Below are 14,170 nucleotides of genomic sequence, written 5' to 3' on the forward strand. Positions count from 1 at the left end.
GCATGTATCACATTCCTCATGAAAAGATATTGGATAAATGCTAAATATTTCATCTGATGCCCCTAGCCTCTTTTTTTTAGCAGGATTTAGGGGGATATACAAGTCTCGAATACCAGAGTATTAAATTATGAAATAAAGCCAAACTTATTTATTGCCAGAATTTGATTCATAATAAAGGTAGCTGAATGATAAACTCAGTACCTTCGCCTAGCCGAGATTCTACCTCAATCAATCCTCCATGTTTTTTTACGACAATTTGTCTAGCGATAGCTAACCCTAAACCTGTTCCCTTACCCACCCCTTTGGTAGTAAACAAATGGTCAAAAATCTTTTGTTTGACTCCTTCGCTCATTCCTTTAGCATTATCAGCAATTGAGACTTTGACATATTTATCTACAGTTGATGTTGTAATAGCTATCTGGTTAGGACTGTCTTGAATTTCTGCAAAGCTTTTGCCTATATTCGATTCCTCTAAAGCATCAATAGCATTGGCAAGAATATTCATAAATACTTGATTTAATTGTCCGGGAAAACAATAAATTTGTGGCAAATCACCATAATTATTAGTTACGTCAATAGCCGGACGCTGTTCATTAGCTTTCAGGCGATGTTTAAGAATAAGAATTGTGCTATCAATCCCCTCATGCAGATTGAATTTAACTTTGTAATCTTGATCAGCACGAGAGAAAGTACGGAGACTGGTACTAATATTTTTTAATCGGTCACACGCTAACACCATTGCGTTGATCATTTTGGGTAAATCTTCTAAGAGATAATCCAAGTCAATTTCTTCAGCATGGTGTTGAATTTTATCACTTGGATTATCTATAATTTCTTGATATAGTTTTAAGTGTTCAGTTATCTCAGCAAAATTGGGTTTAGCTTGTTGGAGAGTTGCCGCAATAAAACCCAACGGATTATTCATTTCATGAGCTATCCCGGCTACTAAGTTACCCAACGCAGACATTTTTTCGCTTTGGATAATTTGTAATTGTGCCTGTTGTAAATCTTGTAATGCTTGTTGAGATTTTTGATAAAGTGTGGCATTTTCTAATGCTATTGCGGCTTGAGAAGACAGTAAATTTATTACTTGCAATCTTTCGTTAGTGAATACTCCACTTGTAAGCTTATTTTCTAAATATAAAATCCCAATTAAATTGTTTTGGTTAATAATTGGTGTGCATAATATACTTTTTGGTTGATGCTCTAGCATATATTCCCCAATCACCCCAGGAATATCTGTTTGGCAATCATTTATCACAATAGTTTCTTGGGTATTCTTGACATAATTAATAATTCTTCTGGGCACAGCTTGACAAATATTTATGGCTTGCGGTTCAAGGATAGTTTGTATTTGATTTAGGGAATGGACATGATGATTAATAAAGGTAATTGCGCGGACTTGCAAAGTATCTGATAGGGGAAGTATTAATGCCGATTTTTTAGCACCTGAGTTTTCTAGGATAATTTGGGTGAGACTGGCAACAAGTTCATTTAATTCAATACTGCTAGAAATAGTTTGAGCAGCCTTGAGGACAGAATTCAAATCTAGCGCATCAGAAATTTTAGTGCTACCTGTAGTGGAAGTGTGAATGGATGAAGAAGTCCCGCAAACAGAAATTGTTTCTAATGGTTTTAAGGTAAGCTTATGCTGTTGTAGGATGGGTTGTAGTAGTTGGGGATAATGTTGTTCTAAATTGTCAATTTTGGCTTTTGCGCCCCAACGCGCATAACAATAATATGCCTCTTGCATATAAAATTCAGCAAATTTTTCTTTGCCCCAATCAAGGTAGAATTTAGCAGCTAGTTCGTTAGCTAAAGCTTCTTCTTGAATGTATTCGTTGGTTTTAGCTCCAGAAAGAGCAGAATCATATAGCTCCATTGCGGCAATTTTATCGCCCAAAACTCGATGTATTTCGGCTTCAACTAAATAACATTTATGAGCGTAATTCATGGGTGCATTCTCTGCCCAATTTTGGAGATTCTGATGATTCTCTTTAACTTGTTTAATTATGACTTCTTGCTCTGGCAAAGAGTAATTTTGATACAAGGATAAATAAATTAAAGATTCATAGAAATAAAATGTTGGAACTATGGCTAATCCAGTGATACTTGCTAAATATTCCTTAACAACTATGGCATTATCTAATGCTTGAGTATAGTTATGGAAAAGATAACACAAAATCATTTTACAAAAATGTACCTGACAAATCATGCTGATTTGATTGGCAGCTTGATGTAGGGGTAACATTTTTACTTCATCATAAATTTCCCCGATTAAATCACAAGGGTTCTCATCTGTGCCTAATAAATTCAAAACAGATTGATAATATATACTATTAAAATTTAAATAAGTGGTCTGCTTAAACTGATACATGATTGTGCCATAATTTCCCATAGCCTCAGCTAATTCTTTTAACTCATAACCACTTAAATAAGCATATCTGCCAAACACATAGGCAGACATAGCTGCATATTCAATGTCACCTGTTTCTAACCCAATAGTGTAAGCTTCCAATAATGGATTTAAAGTGTTTCTTACAGATACTTTCCAATGTCGAATAAAACAATTAACTGCAAATAATGTTTTAGGCTTTAATTTAGAAGAATTTAGGTGTTCTAGTAACTGTAAGGCCATTTCCCCAAACTCATAACCAGCATCAATTTGTTTTAAGACACCACAAAGAATTAATCCATAACTAGCATAGGCATAGGTAGATTCTGGTGCATTACCATAAAGGAGTGATAACTGAACTTGTTTTAGAACAATCACCCTAAATAATGATGGAGATGCTTGATAAGCAGTTGACATAATACTCGATAAAATTTGCATGGCTGCTAAAATATTTGCGTCTATCATTGCTGGCAAATCGAGCAGATCCATCACAGCTTTATCTTGTAAAAGAAGTTGTGTTTGTTCTAGTTCATCATCGATATCTTTTTGGCTAACTGTTTGGGGAAGTTCTACTCCGATAGATTGAAGAACAACTAAAGCAATTTGCAAAGCATTTTGATGTTGCGCCTGTGCCATATAGGCTTGAATTTTGGCATGATGAATGGGTATTTGTGCAAGTATAGTTTTTGCTTGTTGTAAAACAACTGTGGCATAACTTTCCATTTGAGCAAAATCACTACACAGACAAAGTGCTTCGGTAGCAGATTGATATAGTGCTAGGGTGAGTTCGTAATCGCTTTGCCAACTAGACTCTGATAATAGATTTAGCCCTGTGATAAAATATTCGCTGGCTGATATGTAAGCAGTGGAATTTTTAGCTTTCGTACCTGCTTTTAAATTTAATCTAGCAAGTTGTTGATTTTCATTGGTGTGGGTAATTAGTACTGCTCCAATATTTAATTGATTGACAACATCAAAAATTTTTTCTTCTATTTCTGCTTCAGATGTATTTTGCAGTAATAATCGCCCTATTTTCAGATGAGTTAATTGTTTTTGATCATCAGGAATCAAAGAATAGGCAGCTTGCTGAACGCGATCGTGCAGAAATTTATAAGTAGATAATTGCTGATGATTAATCGTTAAAGTATGATTTACTTCGCTATCTTGATAAAATTTATAAACCTCACTTTGAGGTAGAACTAATCCTTCTTGTAAGGCACTCCACAGTGAGACTGCGGTTTCCATTTCTGTTTGTTGTGAGATAATTGCTAATGTTGCTAAGTCAAATTGGTTCCCAATACAAGCGGCGAGTTGCATAAGTACTTGTGTTTCAGGAGAAAGTTTCTGTAACTGCATTGCCAGAAATTCCACCACATCATCTGTTAATGCTATTTCTCGTACCTGGGTAATGTTACACTGCCAATAACCAGCTTGGAGATTGAAGGTAATTAACTTCTCCTGATGTAACACTTTGAGAAACTGAGTAGCAAAAAAGGGATTACCTTGAGTTTTTTGATACACCAATTCTGTTAAAGGTTGTGCCAATGCGATCGCACAAGCAAGCGTATCTGCAATTAGCTGGTTTAAACTTAGTTGAGATAATGGCTTTAATGTGATAGTGTTGACTACTGCTCCGGCTTTGCTCACTTCCTCCAATGACAGCATCAGCGGATGGGCTGGAGAAACTTCATTATCTCGGTAAGCACCAATCAGCAGCAAATAGCTTTTCTGCGATTCTTCCATCAGCAATTGCATCAACTTTAATGATGTCGAATCTGCCCACTGCAAATCATCCAAAAATATCACTAATGGATGTTCTTGTGTTGCGAAAACTTGCAAGAATTTCGGAAACAATAAATTAAACCGATTTTTTGCTGCTGTTCCTGATAATTCCGGTACAGGAGGTTGCTTACCAATGAGATATTCTAGTTCGGGAATTACTTCGATAATAATCTGAGCATTTTCTCTTAATACTTTGATAATCTTTGCTTTCCATACTTGCAATTGCTCATCAGATTCACACAGTAATTGTCTAATCAAATCTCGGAAGGCTTGTACAAAAGCAAAGAAAGGAATATTACGGTTAAATTGATCAAATTTACCTTTGATGAAATAGCCACGTTGTCGAACAATTGGTTTATGAACTTCGTTGACAATCGCAGTTTTACCAATGCCAGAAAAGCCTGCTACCAAGATGATTTCAGTTGCGCCAAGGCTGACTCTTTCAAATGCTTGTATGAGAATTTCTACTTCTGTGTCTCGTCCATATAATTTATCAGGAATAATAAATCTATCGCATACATCTCTTTGTGCGATGGTGAAACTTGTAATTGTTCCTGTTTCCTTTAATTGACGCAAACAATTGCTTAAATCATACTTCAGTCCCAATGCACTTTGATAGCGATCTTCGGCATTTTTCGCCATCAGTTTGCTAACAATTTCTGCAATTACCGATGGAATTCCTGGATTAATTTCATGAACTAAAGGTGCAATTTTAGCAATATGACAATGTACGAGTTCCATTGGCTCGTTTGATTGAAAAGGTAATTGTCCTGTGAGTAATTCATAAAAAGTGACACCTAAAGAATAAAAATCTGTGCGGTAGTCCAGCCCTCGATTCATTCTGCCAGTTTCTTCGGGAGAAATATAAGCTAAGGTTCCTTCTAGAACATTGGGATTGACTAAATTTTGGGTTTCTCGTGGGAGCAAAGATGCAATACTAAAGTCAATTAATTTAACTTGTTTTGTTTGGGGATTGATTAAAATATTGGCGGGTTTAATATCTTTATGAATAATCTGATCGCGGTACAGTATCTCTAAGGCATTGCATAAAGCGATCGCTATTTCTAAAAATTCTTCTAGACACCCGAAATTATTATTGACCAAATAATCATGCAGAGAAACTCCCCCAAAGTCTTCCATGACTAACGCATAGCCATTTTTGTAGGGTTCGAGGCTATAGGTTTGAATGATTTCGGGATGGTTAAGATTTTTGGTAACAGTGTATTGATTGCGAAATTGGACTAATTCGCTAAAACTAGGATAAGGATTTTTAAGTAGCTTGATAACTACAGATAATGAGTCAATTTCTCTAATAGCTCGATAAACTATGGTTCTCGATCCATTATAAAGTTCCTCAATTAGTTTATATCCGGGAATACTAAACATAGTGCCAAACCTTGAAATATCAGATTTAGTATTCCCATCTGCTGCAAATATTTAACTATTAGAGAAACAATTGCTACAGTGATTGTGAAACTGTATTAGCTAATAATCAGACTAAAGCGGCAAGTATAATCACATATTTATTCATCGTGAAGTTGAGCATTTTGGGATTGGGGCGATCGCTACACCTGTCAGCCGTAGCCTAGATAAAAAATATCTGACTCAACAATTATTCACCATTGACTAATTCCAATCTTGTTCTTCTTTTTTGCCGCGACTTTTATAAATCCCCCCTAAGTCGTGGATTTGGCGCGTTTTAGCAAAAAGTTCAGCTTCGGTCAAACCCCACTGCTGCAAGACTTTATCTAGGTCTTTTTGGATGTCTCGCGCTCCCGGAAAGCCTTGATAACGGATGCGTAGCCGAGCTAATTCTGCCAAATTATAGTCTGTTGCCTCTTGAGCGAGTAGAATATCAATAAAGGGGCGATCGCGGTTGTAAAGGGGATGTTGTTGATCTTTACTGCCGTGTTGTTCTGCCATATTTTATACCTTTAGTCCGATTCTTAATTCATTCTGAGTCTAGAGTAGAGATTCCTTCCATCGCAGGATAATTAAAGATGAGGGCAAACACACCTTACCTCTTACGGCTCTCACCACTGCCAGTCAATAATAAATAAAGATACATTGTCTTTAAGAAAATACAAAAAGTTTTAACGAGGGTGAACCTCAAATCACCCAAGTCCAAGCAGCAAGGGAGCAAGAACCCGCTATGTTTGAACACTTCACTTCCGAAGCCATTAAGGTCATCATGTTAGCTCAGGAGGAAGCACGTCGCCTGGGACACAACTTCGTAGGAACGGAACAAATTCTCCTGGGTTTAATTGGAGAGGGAACGGGAGTTGCTGCCAAAGTGCTGAGTGAGTTGGGCGTTACCCTCAAAGAAGCACGACGCGAAGTAGAAAAAATTATTGGTAGAGGTTCTGGGTTTGTACCGCCAGAAATTCCTTTTACTCCTAAAGTAAAAAACCTCTTTGAGCAATCGTTTAAAGAAGCTCATGGTCTAGGACATAACTACATCAACACGGAACACTTGCTTTTGGGTCTAACTGAGGCGGGTGAAGGTGTTGCGGCTAAAGTGTTGCAAAATCTGGGGGTTGACCTCAGACTAGTTCGGACTGCTGTTATGCGTCGTTTAGGCGAAGATGGCAATGTGACTGCGGGTGGTAATAGTCCACGGCGGAATCAACAAGCACTCACCCTAGAAGAGTTTGGCAGAAATCTTAGCAAACTAGCACAAGAAGGCAAACTAGACCCGGTAGTTGGTCGAGAAAAAGAAATTGAGCGTGCTATTCAAATTCTCGGTCGTCGCACGAAAAATAATCCTGTGTTGATTGGTGAACCAGGAGTTGGTAAAACTGCGATCGCCGAAGGTTTAGCACAACGGATTGTGAACCAAGATGTTCCTGAACTCTTGTTGAATAAACAAGTTATCAGCCTAGATATGGGCTTAGTAGTAGCAGGAACTCGCTTTCGTGGCGACTTTGAAGAACGCCTGAAAAAAATCATGGACGAAATCCGTTCCGTCGGTAACATCGTCCTGGTAATTGATGAAATTCATACCCTTGTGGGTGCTGGTGGTACAGAAGGCGGTTTAGATGCAGCCAACATCCTCAAACCAGCTTTAGCACGAGGTGAACTCCAGTGTCTTGGTGCCACCACCCTGGATGAATACCGCAAGCATATCGAACGCGATGCGGCTTTAGAAAGACGTTTCCAACCTATTTTGGTGGGTGAACCTTCCGTTGAAGAAACCATCCAAATTCTTTACGGCTTGCGTGGTGCTTACGAACAGCATCACAAAGTAGAAATTACTGATGCGGCTGTGTTAGCAGCAGCCCAGTTGTCAGATCGTTATATTAGCGATCGCTTCTTGCCAGATAAAGCCATAGACTTAATTGACGAAGCTGGTTCTCGTGTCCGGTTGCGGAACTCGCAAATTTCCGCCAACAAGGAACTCAAGCGTCAACTGGTAAGTGTGACCAAGGCTAAACATGAAGCCGTTAGACTCCAAGACTTTGACAAAGCAGGTGAACTCCGCGACCAAGAATTAGAAATTGAAGCTCAGTTACATACAGAGCAAACTATTTCTATTCCCACTGTTGGCGAAGAAGACATTGCTCAAATTGTCGCCTCTTGGACTGGTGTCCCCGTCAACAAACTCACAGAATCTGAGTCTGAGTTGTTGTTACACCTGGAAGACACCCTGCATCAACGACTAATTGGTCAAGAACAAGCCGTTACCTCTGTCTCTCGCGCTATCCGCCGTGCCAGAGTTGGGTTAAAGAATCCCAACCGTCCTATTGCCAGCTTTATCTTCTCCGGCCCCACAGGAGTTGGTAAAACCGAATTGGCTAAAGCCTTAGCAGCTTATTTCTTCGGTGCAGAAGAAGCAATGATTCGCTTGGATATGTCGGAATTTATGGAAAGCCATACCGTATCTAAGCTGATTGGTTCTCCTCCTGGTTACGTCGGCTACGATGAAGGCGGTCAACTGACTGAAGCTGTGCGACGCAAACCATACACAGTGTTGCTGTTCGACGAAATCGAAAAAGCACACCCTGATGTTTTCAACATGTTGTTGCAAATCTTGGATGACGGTCAACTTACCGATGCAAAAGGTCGGCGGGTAGACTTCAAGAATACTTTGATCATCCTGACTTCTAACATCGGTTCTAAAGTGATTGAAAAAGGTGGCGGTGGTTTAGGTTTTGAATTTGATAATCAAGCCGAGGCTAGTTATCATCGCATTCGCAACTTAGTGAATGAGGAACTGAAAACTTACTTCCGTCCAGAATTCCTTAACCGATTGGATGAGATTATTGTCTTCACTCAATTGTCTAAAGATGAAGTCAAGGAAATTGCTGAGATTATGCTCCGTGATGTTGCTAACCGCTTGACGGAAAAAGGTATCACCTTGGAAGTTACGGAAGCGTTTAAAGAACTTGTCGTCAATGAAGGTTATAACCCTAGCTATGGTGCTAGACCTTTACGCAGGGCAATTATGCGCCTGTTAGAAGATTCTTTAGCGGAAGCACTACTGTCTGGCGAAATCAGCAATGGTGATGCTGCTATTGCCGATGTAGATGATGATGGTCAAGTTAAAATCCGCAAGTCAGATACGCGTGAATTACTCTTGGCAAATGCTCGCTAATTTTCACAATCTCACAGTTTGAAAATTAAAAATCCCTTGGTTAATCAACCAGGGGATTTTTATTAATTTCTACTGACTAAGTATAGCGGTAGTCAGATATGTTAGGACAAATTGAAAGCTTGAATGCCAGGAATAATAAGACTTTTCCTCCTGCCTTCTGCTATAAAAGATAACGAGGCATCTTTAAATTCGTAATTCTTCAGGGCTAGTTACAAATTATTTCCCATTGCCATTGCCATTGCCATTACCGTTACTAGCAAGTACTTGTTCAGCCAGTTTTTCTGGTACTTCTTGGAGATGGTCATAATCCCAGTGGAAGGAACCAACACCTAAAGTGAGCGATCGCAACTCGACAATAAAGTTCTGCATCTCTGCTTGGGGCAAGTATGCAGAAATATTATCCCACCCTTGCCAATCTTGTCTGCCTTCGTAACCGAGAATTTGTCCCCGTCTCCCACTCAGCAGTTGCAGCACTTTTGCGGTAAATTCGCTGGGTGTGGTGACTTGCACCCGCAAAACTGGTTCTAATAAGGTGGGTTGCGCTTGGGGTATCCCTGTTTGCATTGCTAAACGTGCAGCTTGTTTAAAGGCTTGTTCGGAACTATCAACGTTGTGATAAGAACCGTTGGTGAGTGTCACAGCCACATCCACAACCGGGAAGCCTAAAGGCCCATGTGCCAAAAATTCCCGCACACCTATTTCTACCCCAGGAATATACTGTCTGGGAACTACACCACCGACAATGGTTTCTTTAAAATTGAAGCCTTCACCGCGCGGTAAGGGTTTGATATCGAGAAAAACATCACCAAATTGTCCATGTCCGCCGCTTTGGTGTTTGTAGCGTCCATGTACTGAGGTAACGGGTTTGCGAATTGTTTCTTTATAAGGTACTTGCGGTAGATGGGTAGCCATCGGCAAGTTATATTTGCGGCGGAGTCTGTCTAAGGCGACTCGCAAATGAATTTCACCTTGTCCCCAGAGGATAACTTCATGGGTGTCACCATGTTGTTCCCAAGCCAAAGAGGGGTCTTCTTCTAATAGTTTAGCGATCGCACTGCTAAGTTTGACTTCATCATTGCGCTTTTCGGGGGTAATCGCCAAAGCATAAACAGGTTCCAACTTTTCGGCTTGCGAGAATTCCTTAACTGGCTGTGTAGAAAGTGTATCCCCTGTTTTAATATTTTCCATCCGGCTTAAGGCCACAATTTCCCCAGCCACAGCTTCATTTACAGATTGCTGTTGTTGTCCCATCAGGCGATAAAGTCCACCCGCCCGCACACCGTTGAGAACAATCCCATCTGTTAATTTACCTTGCCAAACCCGCACTAAAGAAAGTTTGCCGCCTTGGGGAGTGTAGTAAGTTTTTAATACCTGTGCTAAAGGTGCTTTGCTATTGATATTTTTTAAACGCTGTTCGGCTGTGGTTTCTGGTGCTGGTGCTTCTTTTAACAGTGCTTCTAATAAAGGTCTTACGCCATAATCTTGTTCTGCAACCCCAAAAAATACAGGAACTACCAAATCTGCCCCTAATTCCATTTTTAAATCTTTGAGAATTTCTTCTTGGGGTGGTTCAATATCTTCTAATAATTCTTCGAGTAGGTGGTCATCAAAATTTGCTAAAGCTTCGAGCATTTCGGCTCGTGCAATATGTTCTTCTGCTTTGAGATGTTCGGGGAAAGGTATTTGATCAGCCGGTGCGCCAGGATGATATTGATAAGCTTGTTCGCTAACCATATCAATAAAACCGGTCAACTCTTCCCCTTGCATAATGGGGTATTGGTGCGCGACTAAAGGACGACTAGAAACAGCTTTTAAGGCGTGTAATGTTTCTAAAACATGGATATTTGCCCGATCCATTTTGTTCACAAAGACAATATGGGGAATTTCCCAATCGTCGAGGAACTTAAATAGAGGAGCAAGGGTATGGACGCGATCGCGTATGGGTTCGCAAACTACAATTGCCGCATCAACTCCCATTAAAGCATTGTATGTTTCTTGGGCAAATTCGACGCTTCCGGGACAGTCTATAAAGGTAAAACGAATTCCGTTATAGTCGGTGCTGGCGGCGCTAACTTCTACACTCATTTGGCGATCGCGCGATTCTGTTGCACTATCTCCGACTGTGTTACCATCCTTAACGCTGCCTTTGCGAGAAATCGCACCAGTCACAAACAATAAACTTTCAAGTAAGGTAGTTTTTCCACTTAAATAAGGGCCGACAATTGCAACATTCCGCGAACCCGATGTTACTTTTTCGTTCATACAACCTCCCTTGCGGTAAGTTTTTCTTACCTGCACTACCTGTATTTTTCAGGGATAAGTATTGTTTCTCTAAACAGAGAATGATCCCTGCTTTAACTTGTTATTATCCTCCCTTTAATCAACTGCTAAAGAAATTGTAGTCAGTCGTAAGATTTAGCTTAAGAAATATTAAGCAATCAAAACTTTAATGGAAAATTTAAAATATTTGTTAAACCTTTTTGCACCACTAAACTATTAGCTTAATCTAACTTAAATTTTTGCAAAAAATGTTGTTATCATTCTATAAATATCCCATAATTGGGTTAATAAATCTCAGCGTATTAGGTAATGGTAGTTTATTACTAACTCCCAAAGCTGTTGCTGCTGAACCCGCTTGGTTGATGGCGCAATCAGTTAATCAAGCAGCTGTAGACTGGTTAAATCAAGGGTTACAGTCAATTCAAGCAGGAAGAATCCAAGATGCGATCGCCTCTTTTCAAAAAGCGATTCAGCTAGACCCAAAATTAGCGGCAGGCTATTACAATTTAGGGTTAGCATACAGGCAAACAGGACAATTAAAGCCAGCCGCCGACGCATTTTATCAAGCAACCCAAGCAGATTCACAGTTTGCGCCCGCCTTTGCCAATCTAGGCGGAGCCTTGTTAGAAGGTAATAATATCCAGCAAGCAAACGATTATTTACAAAGAGCTATAGAATTAGACCCAAAACTCGGCTTTGCTCACTATAACTTGGGCTTAGTACAGCAACAGCAACAAGATTGGGAAAGAGCGATCGCCTCCTTTAAAAAAGCCGCAGAATATAGTCAGAATGCGCCGGAACCTCATTATCATTTAGGTATATGCTATCTGCAACAAGGTAAGCTAGATAAGGCGAAAAATGCCTTTCGCCAAGCCATCAAAATTAATCCAAAATATACAGAAGCACATTATAATTTGGGGACAATTTGGTTTGTCCAAAACAAATTAAAAGAAGCATTAGCAGCTTTTAGAAAATCTGCTGAAGCTAACTCTAATTATCCCAATGCTTATTATGGTGCGGGATTAGTATTCATGCAGCAAAAAAAATATGCCGAAGCTACACAAGTCTTGCAATATGCTAGAGATTTGTATAATGCTCAAAGGAATGTTCAGTGGGTACAAAATTCCGAAAAATTGTTGCAACAAGTACAAAATTTAAATTACCAACCACGCTGAGGCGCGAATCTTAACAATAGGTCACAATAAGAGAAATGGGTAAACTAGCTGGTGTGGTGTGACATAGACCTAATGGGAACATACCAATGCAAAAGCGCTTCAAAAGTCGATTTTTATTTTGCGATCGCTGGCTGGATCGACATTCAATTGCTCGTAACATGGAAGCTTTTCAAGACTTACTTGTGATTGTCTTGTGTTTAACTTTATTTGCAGTCATGATTATGCAAATATTGGGCATATTTATTGCCTTAACACAAACATTAGACTATAAACATGTCACTGCAAAAATACTCTTTGTCTTGATTTTAGTTGAGTTATTTCGACTATTAATGATTTACTTGCAAGAGCATAGTATTTCTGTTGGTGTAGCAGTTGAAGTCACAATTGTCTCAGTTCTCCGAGAAGTAGTTGTTCACGGAGCCTTAGAAATTTCCTGGATTCAAACAGCCGCCATTTGTGGCTTGTTATTTATTTTAGGTAGTTTATTACTCGTGTGCGCCAAAACACCACACATGGATTGCATGAGTGCTAATACCAAGTTCTGCCCCATCGTCTATCAAGGGAATAGAGAAAAACAAAACGAACTAGAATTTCGATATTCACATAAGTGTGATGAACATCAACCACTGACATAAATTACCCAATAGGTGATAACTCTGTGGTAATAAAAATTCAACTTTTGTTTAAGGCTGCATTAGCAGCCTTTGTGCTTTTTTCTACGCTTTTGGGGAGATGAACCACACTTGTAGGGTAAGTAGAAATGAAATAGAAACCTACATAAGGTAAATATATGACTACAGGTAACGGACAATCTCAAGAACCTATCAGTAACCTAGAGTACGATTTCGTCACCATACTGCACAATAAAGCTGAAGCAGTTAAAGCTTATGACACATATATCCAAGATGCACAACAAGCAAACTCTCAACCTTGCGTAGAATTATTCCAAAAACTGCGCCAGTCTGATATAGAACACGCACAAGAAATCCGCCAACATCTTCAACAAGTGTTGCAACACGGCAAAATGTAAAGCTAAGTTAAGTGGCTGATAGAGTCATACAGACTAATTATCAGCTGCTTGCTGTACTTCCTCTACTGTTAAATCTAAAGCTTGCGCGACTTGTTCCACACTCAAACCCAAAGCCAACAACCGAGGTATAGCTTCTTGCTTGATTTCTTGCTTGGCTTCTTGCTTGGCTTCTTGCTTGGCTTCTTGCTTGGCTTCTTGCTTAGCGTCTTCAAAAGCATCTTGCTTCAAGGACTGATACATCCTTGTTTTTTTAAATTCGTCATCTATACCTAACATTACTGCCAACTCCTCTCGGCTTAACCGCGTCAACTTGTACAAAAGGATAGTTTCTATCAATTCTACAATTTGTTTCTTGGTTGCTTCATCTGTCAGTTGTTCTCTTGCTTGTAAAATTAATTCTCTACCTTGGTTAACTGCCGTTTCTTCACTGGCAATAATTAATTGCACAATAGACAGTTGTAGAGAATTTTCTGTTGCTGTACCCAATTCATCTAAATAAATGCGCTGCACCTGGGAACTATCCAGCAGCAACCGATAAGGCTGTTGGTCATTGGGATCTAAACTACGCTGAGGATAGATAACAACAGCACGCCAAAAATTGACGGATGGGTTTTGTCGTAGGTAAAGAAATATCTCAGCAAAGAAACGCCGTAAAAATTTGCATCTAGTTGAAACTGGACTTCGACAAAGTATAAAGGTTGTTCGGCACTTTCGTTTTTGGGAATAAATACTCCATCAATGCGAAAGGCTGTTTCTTTGATTTCAACAGAAACAAATTCATAGATGCTGGCATTGACATTAGTTTTGCCGATGATGGCAAAAAATATGCTAGGGAAAGCTTGAAATAAGTTATAGAATATTTTGTCAGTTTGCACCTGGATTCTTTTAATTTGACAATTTCTATTCAGAGTTTA

7 protein-coding genes and 1 pseudogene are annotated in these 14,170 nt (G+C 39.4%); 4 read left to right on the forward strand and 4 right to left on the reverse strand.

Going from position 1 to position 14,170, the window contains the following annotated elements; translation table 11 throughout:
• Positions 1 to 166: 166 nt before the first annotated feature.
• Together NOS7107_RS15130 and NOS7107_RS15135 are read right to left on the reverse strand one after the other, a co-directional pair.
• Positions 167 to 5,563: an ATP-binding sensor histidine kinase gene (locus tag NOS7107_RS15130; RefSeq protein WP_015113824.1), complete on the reverse strand. Its 5,397-nt coding sequence runs from the start codon at positions 5,561 to 5,563 to the stop codon at positions 167 to 169.
• 240 nt (positions 5,564 to 5,803) lie between these two features.
• Positions 5,804 to 6,100, reverse strand: a complete 297-nt coding sequence (locus NOS7107_RS15135) for a DUF3288 family protein (RefSeq protein ID WP_015113825.1) — start codon at positions 6,098 to 6,100, stop codon at positions 5,804 to 5,806.
• A 229-nt stretch (positions 6,101 to 6,329) separates the two neighbouring features.
• Between NOS7107_RS15135 and NOS7107_RS15140 the strand changes: the two genes are divergently transcribed.
• A complete protein-coding gene (locus NOS7107_RS15140) occupies positions 6,330 to 8,771 on the forward strand; it encodes an ATP-dependent Clp protease ATP-binding subunit (protein ID WP_015113826.1) in 2,442 nt (813 codons plus the stop codon).
• Between the two features lie 216 nt (positions 8,772 to 8,987).
• Here NOS7107_RS15140 and NOS7107_RS15145 read toward each other — a convergent pair whose 3' ends face one another.
• Positions 8,988 to 11,033, reverse strand: coding sequence for an elongation factor G (locus NOS7107_RS15145; protein WP_015113827.1), 2,046 nt, complete (start codon positions 11,031 to 11,033; stop codon positions 8,988 to 8,990).
• Positions 11,034 to 11,299: 266 nt separating this feature from the next.
• On the opposite strand from NOS7107_RS15145, the gene NOS7107_RS15150 reads away from it, so the two are divergent.
• The 3 genes from NOS7107_RS15150 (at position 11,300) to NOS7107_RS15160 (ending at position 13,256) form a co-directional block, all read left to right on the forward strand.
• The gene (locus NOS7107_RS15150) at positions 11,300 to 12,226 is read left to right on the forward strand and encodes a lipopolysaccharide assembly protein LapB (RefSeq protein ID WP_015113828.1); all 927 of its coding nucleotides are present in this window, start codon (positions 11,300 to 11,302) and stop codon (positions 12,224 to 12,226) included.
• 86 nt (positions 12,227 to 12,312) lie between these two features.
• A complete protein-coding gene (locus tag NOS7107_RS15155) occupies positions 12,313 to 12,861 on the forward strand; it encodes a phosphate-starvation-inducible PsiE family protein (protein WP_015113829.1) in 549 nt (182 codons plus the stop codon).
• 155 nt (positions 12,862 to 13,016) lie between these two features.
• A complete protein-coding gene (locus NOS7107_RS15160) occupies positions 13,017 to 13,256 on the forward strand; it encodes a hypothetical protein (protein ID WP_015113830.1) in 240 nt (79 codons plus the stop codon).
• A gap of 33 nt (positions 13,257 to 13,289) precedes the next feature.
• On the opposite strand, the pseudogene NOS7107_RS15165 reads toward NOS7107_RS15160, so the two are convergent.
• Positions 13,290 to 14,131 (reverse strand): annotated as a pseudogene (locus NOS7107_RS15165) (Rpn family recombination-promoting nuclease/putative transposase).
• Positions 14,132 to 14,170: the final 39 nt, after the last annotated feature.

Origin of the sequence: Nostoc sp. PCC 7107 (assembly GCF_000316625.1) — a bacterium.
Classification (GTDB): Bacteria; Cyanobacteriota; Cyanobacteriia; order Cyanobacteriales; family Nostocaceae; genus Nostoc_B.

Bases quoted from the DNA above. Each gene is read 5' to 3' on its own strand.
- NOS7107_RS15140 (WP_015113826.1), top strand. From the start codon at position 6,330: ATGTTTGAACACTTCACTTCCGAAGCCATTAAGGTCATCATGTTAGCT.
- NOS7107_RS15160 (WP_015113830.1), top strand. From the start codon at position 13,017: ATGACTACAGGTAACGGACAATCTCAAGAACCTATCAGTAACCTAGAG.
- NOS7107_RS15150 (WP_015113828.1), top strand. From the start codon at position 11,300: ATGTTGTTATCATTCTATAAATATCCCATAATTGGGTTAATAAATCTC.
- NOS7107_RS15135 (WP_015113825.1), bottom strand. From the start codon at position 6,100: ATGGCAGAACAACACGGCAGTAAAGATCAACAACATCCCCTTTACAAC.
- NOS7107_RS15145 (WP_015113827.1), bottom strand. From the start codon at position 11,033: ATGAACGAAAAAGTAACATCGGGTTCGCGGAATGTTGCAATTGTCGGC.
- NOS7107_RS15155 (WP_015113829.1), top strand. From the start codon at position 12,313: ATGCAAAAGCGCTTCAAAAGTCGATTTTTATTTTGCGATCGCTGGCTG.
- NOS7107_RS15130 (WP_015113824.1), bottom strand. From the start codon at position 5,563: ATGTTTAGTATTCCCGGATATAAACTAATTGAGGAACTTTATAATGGA.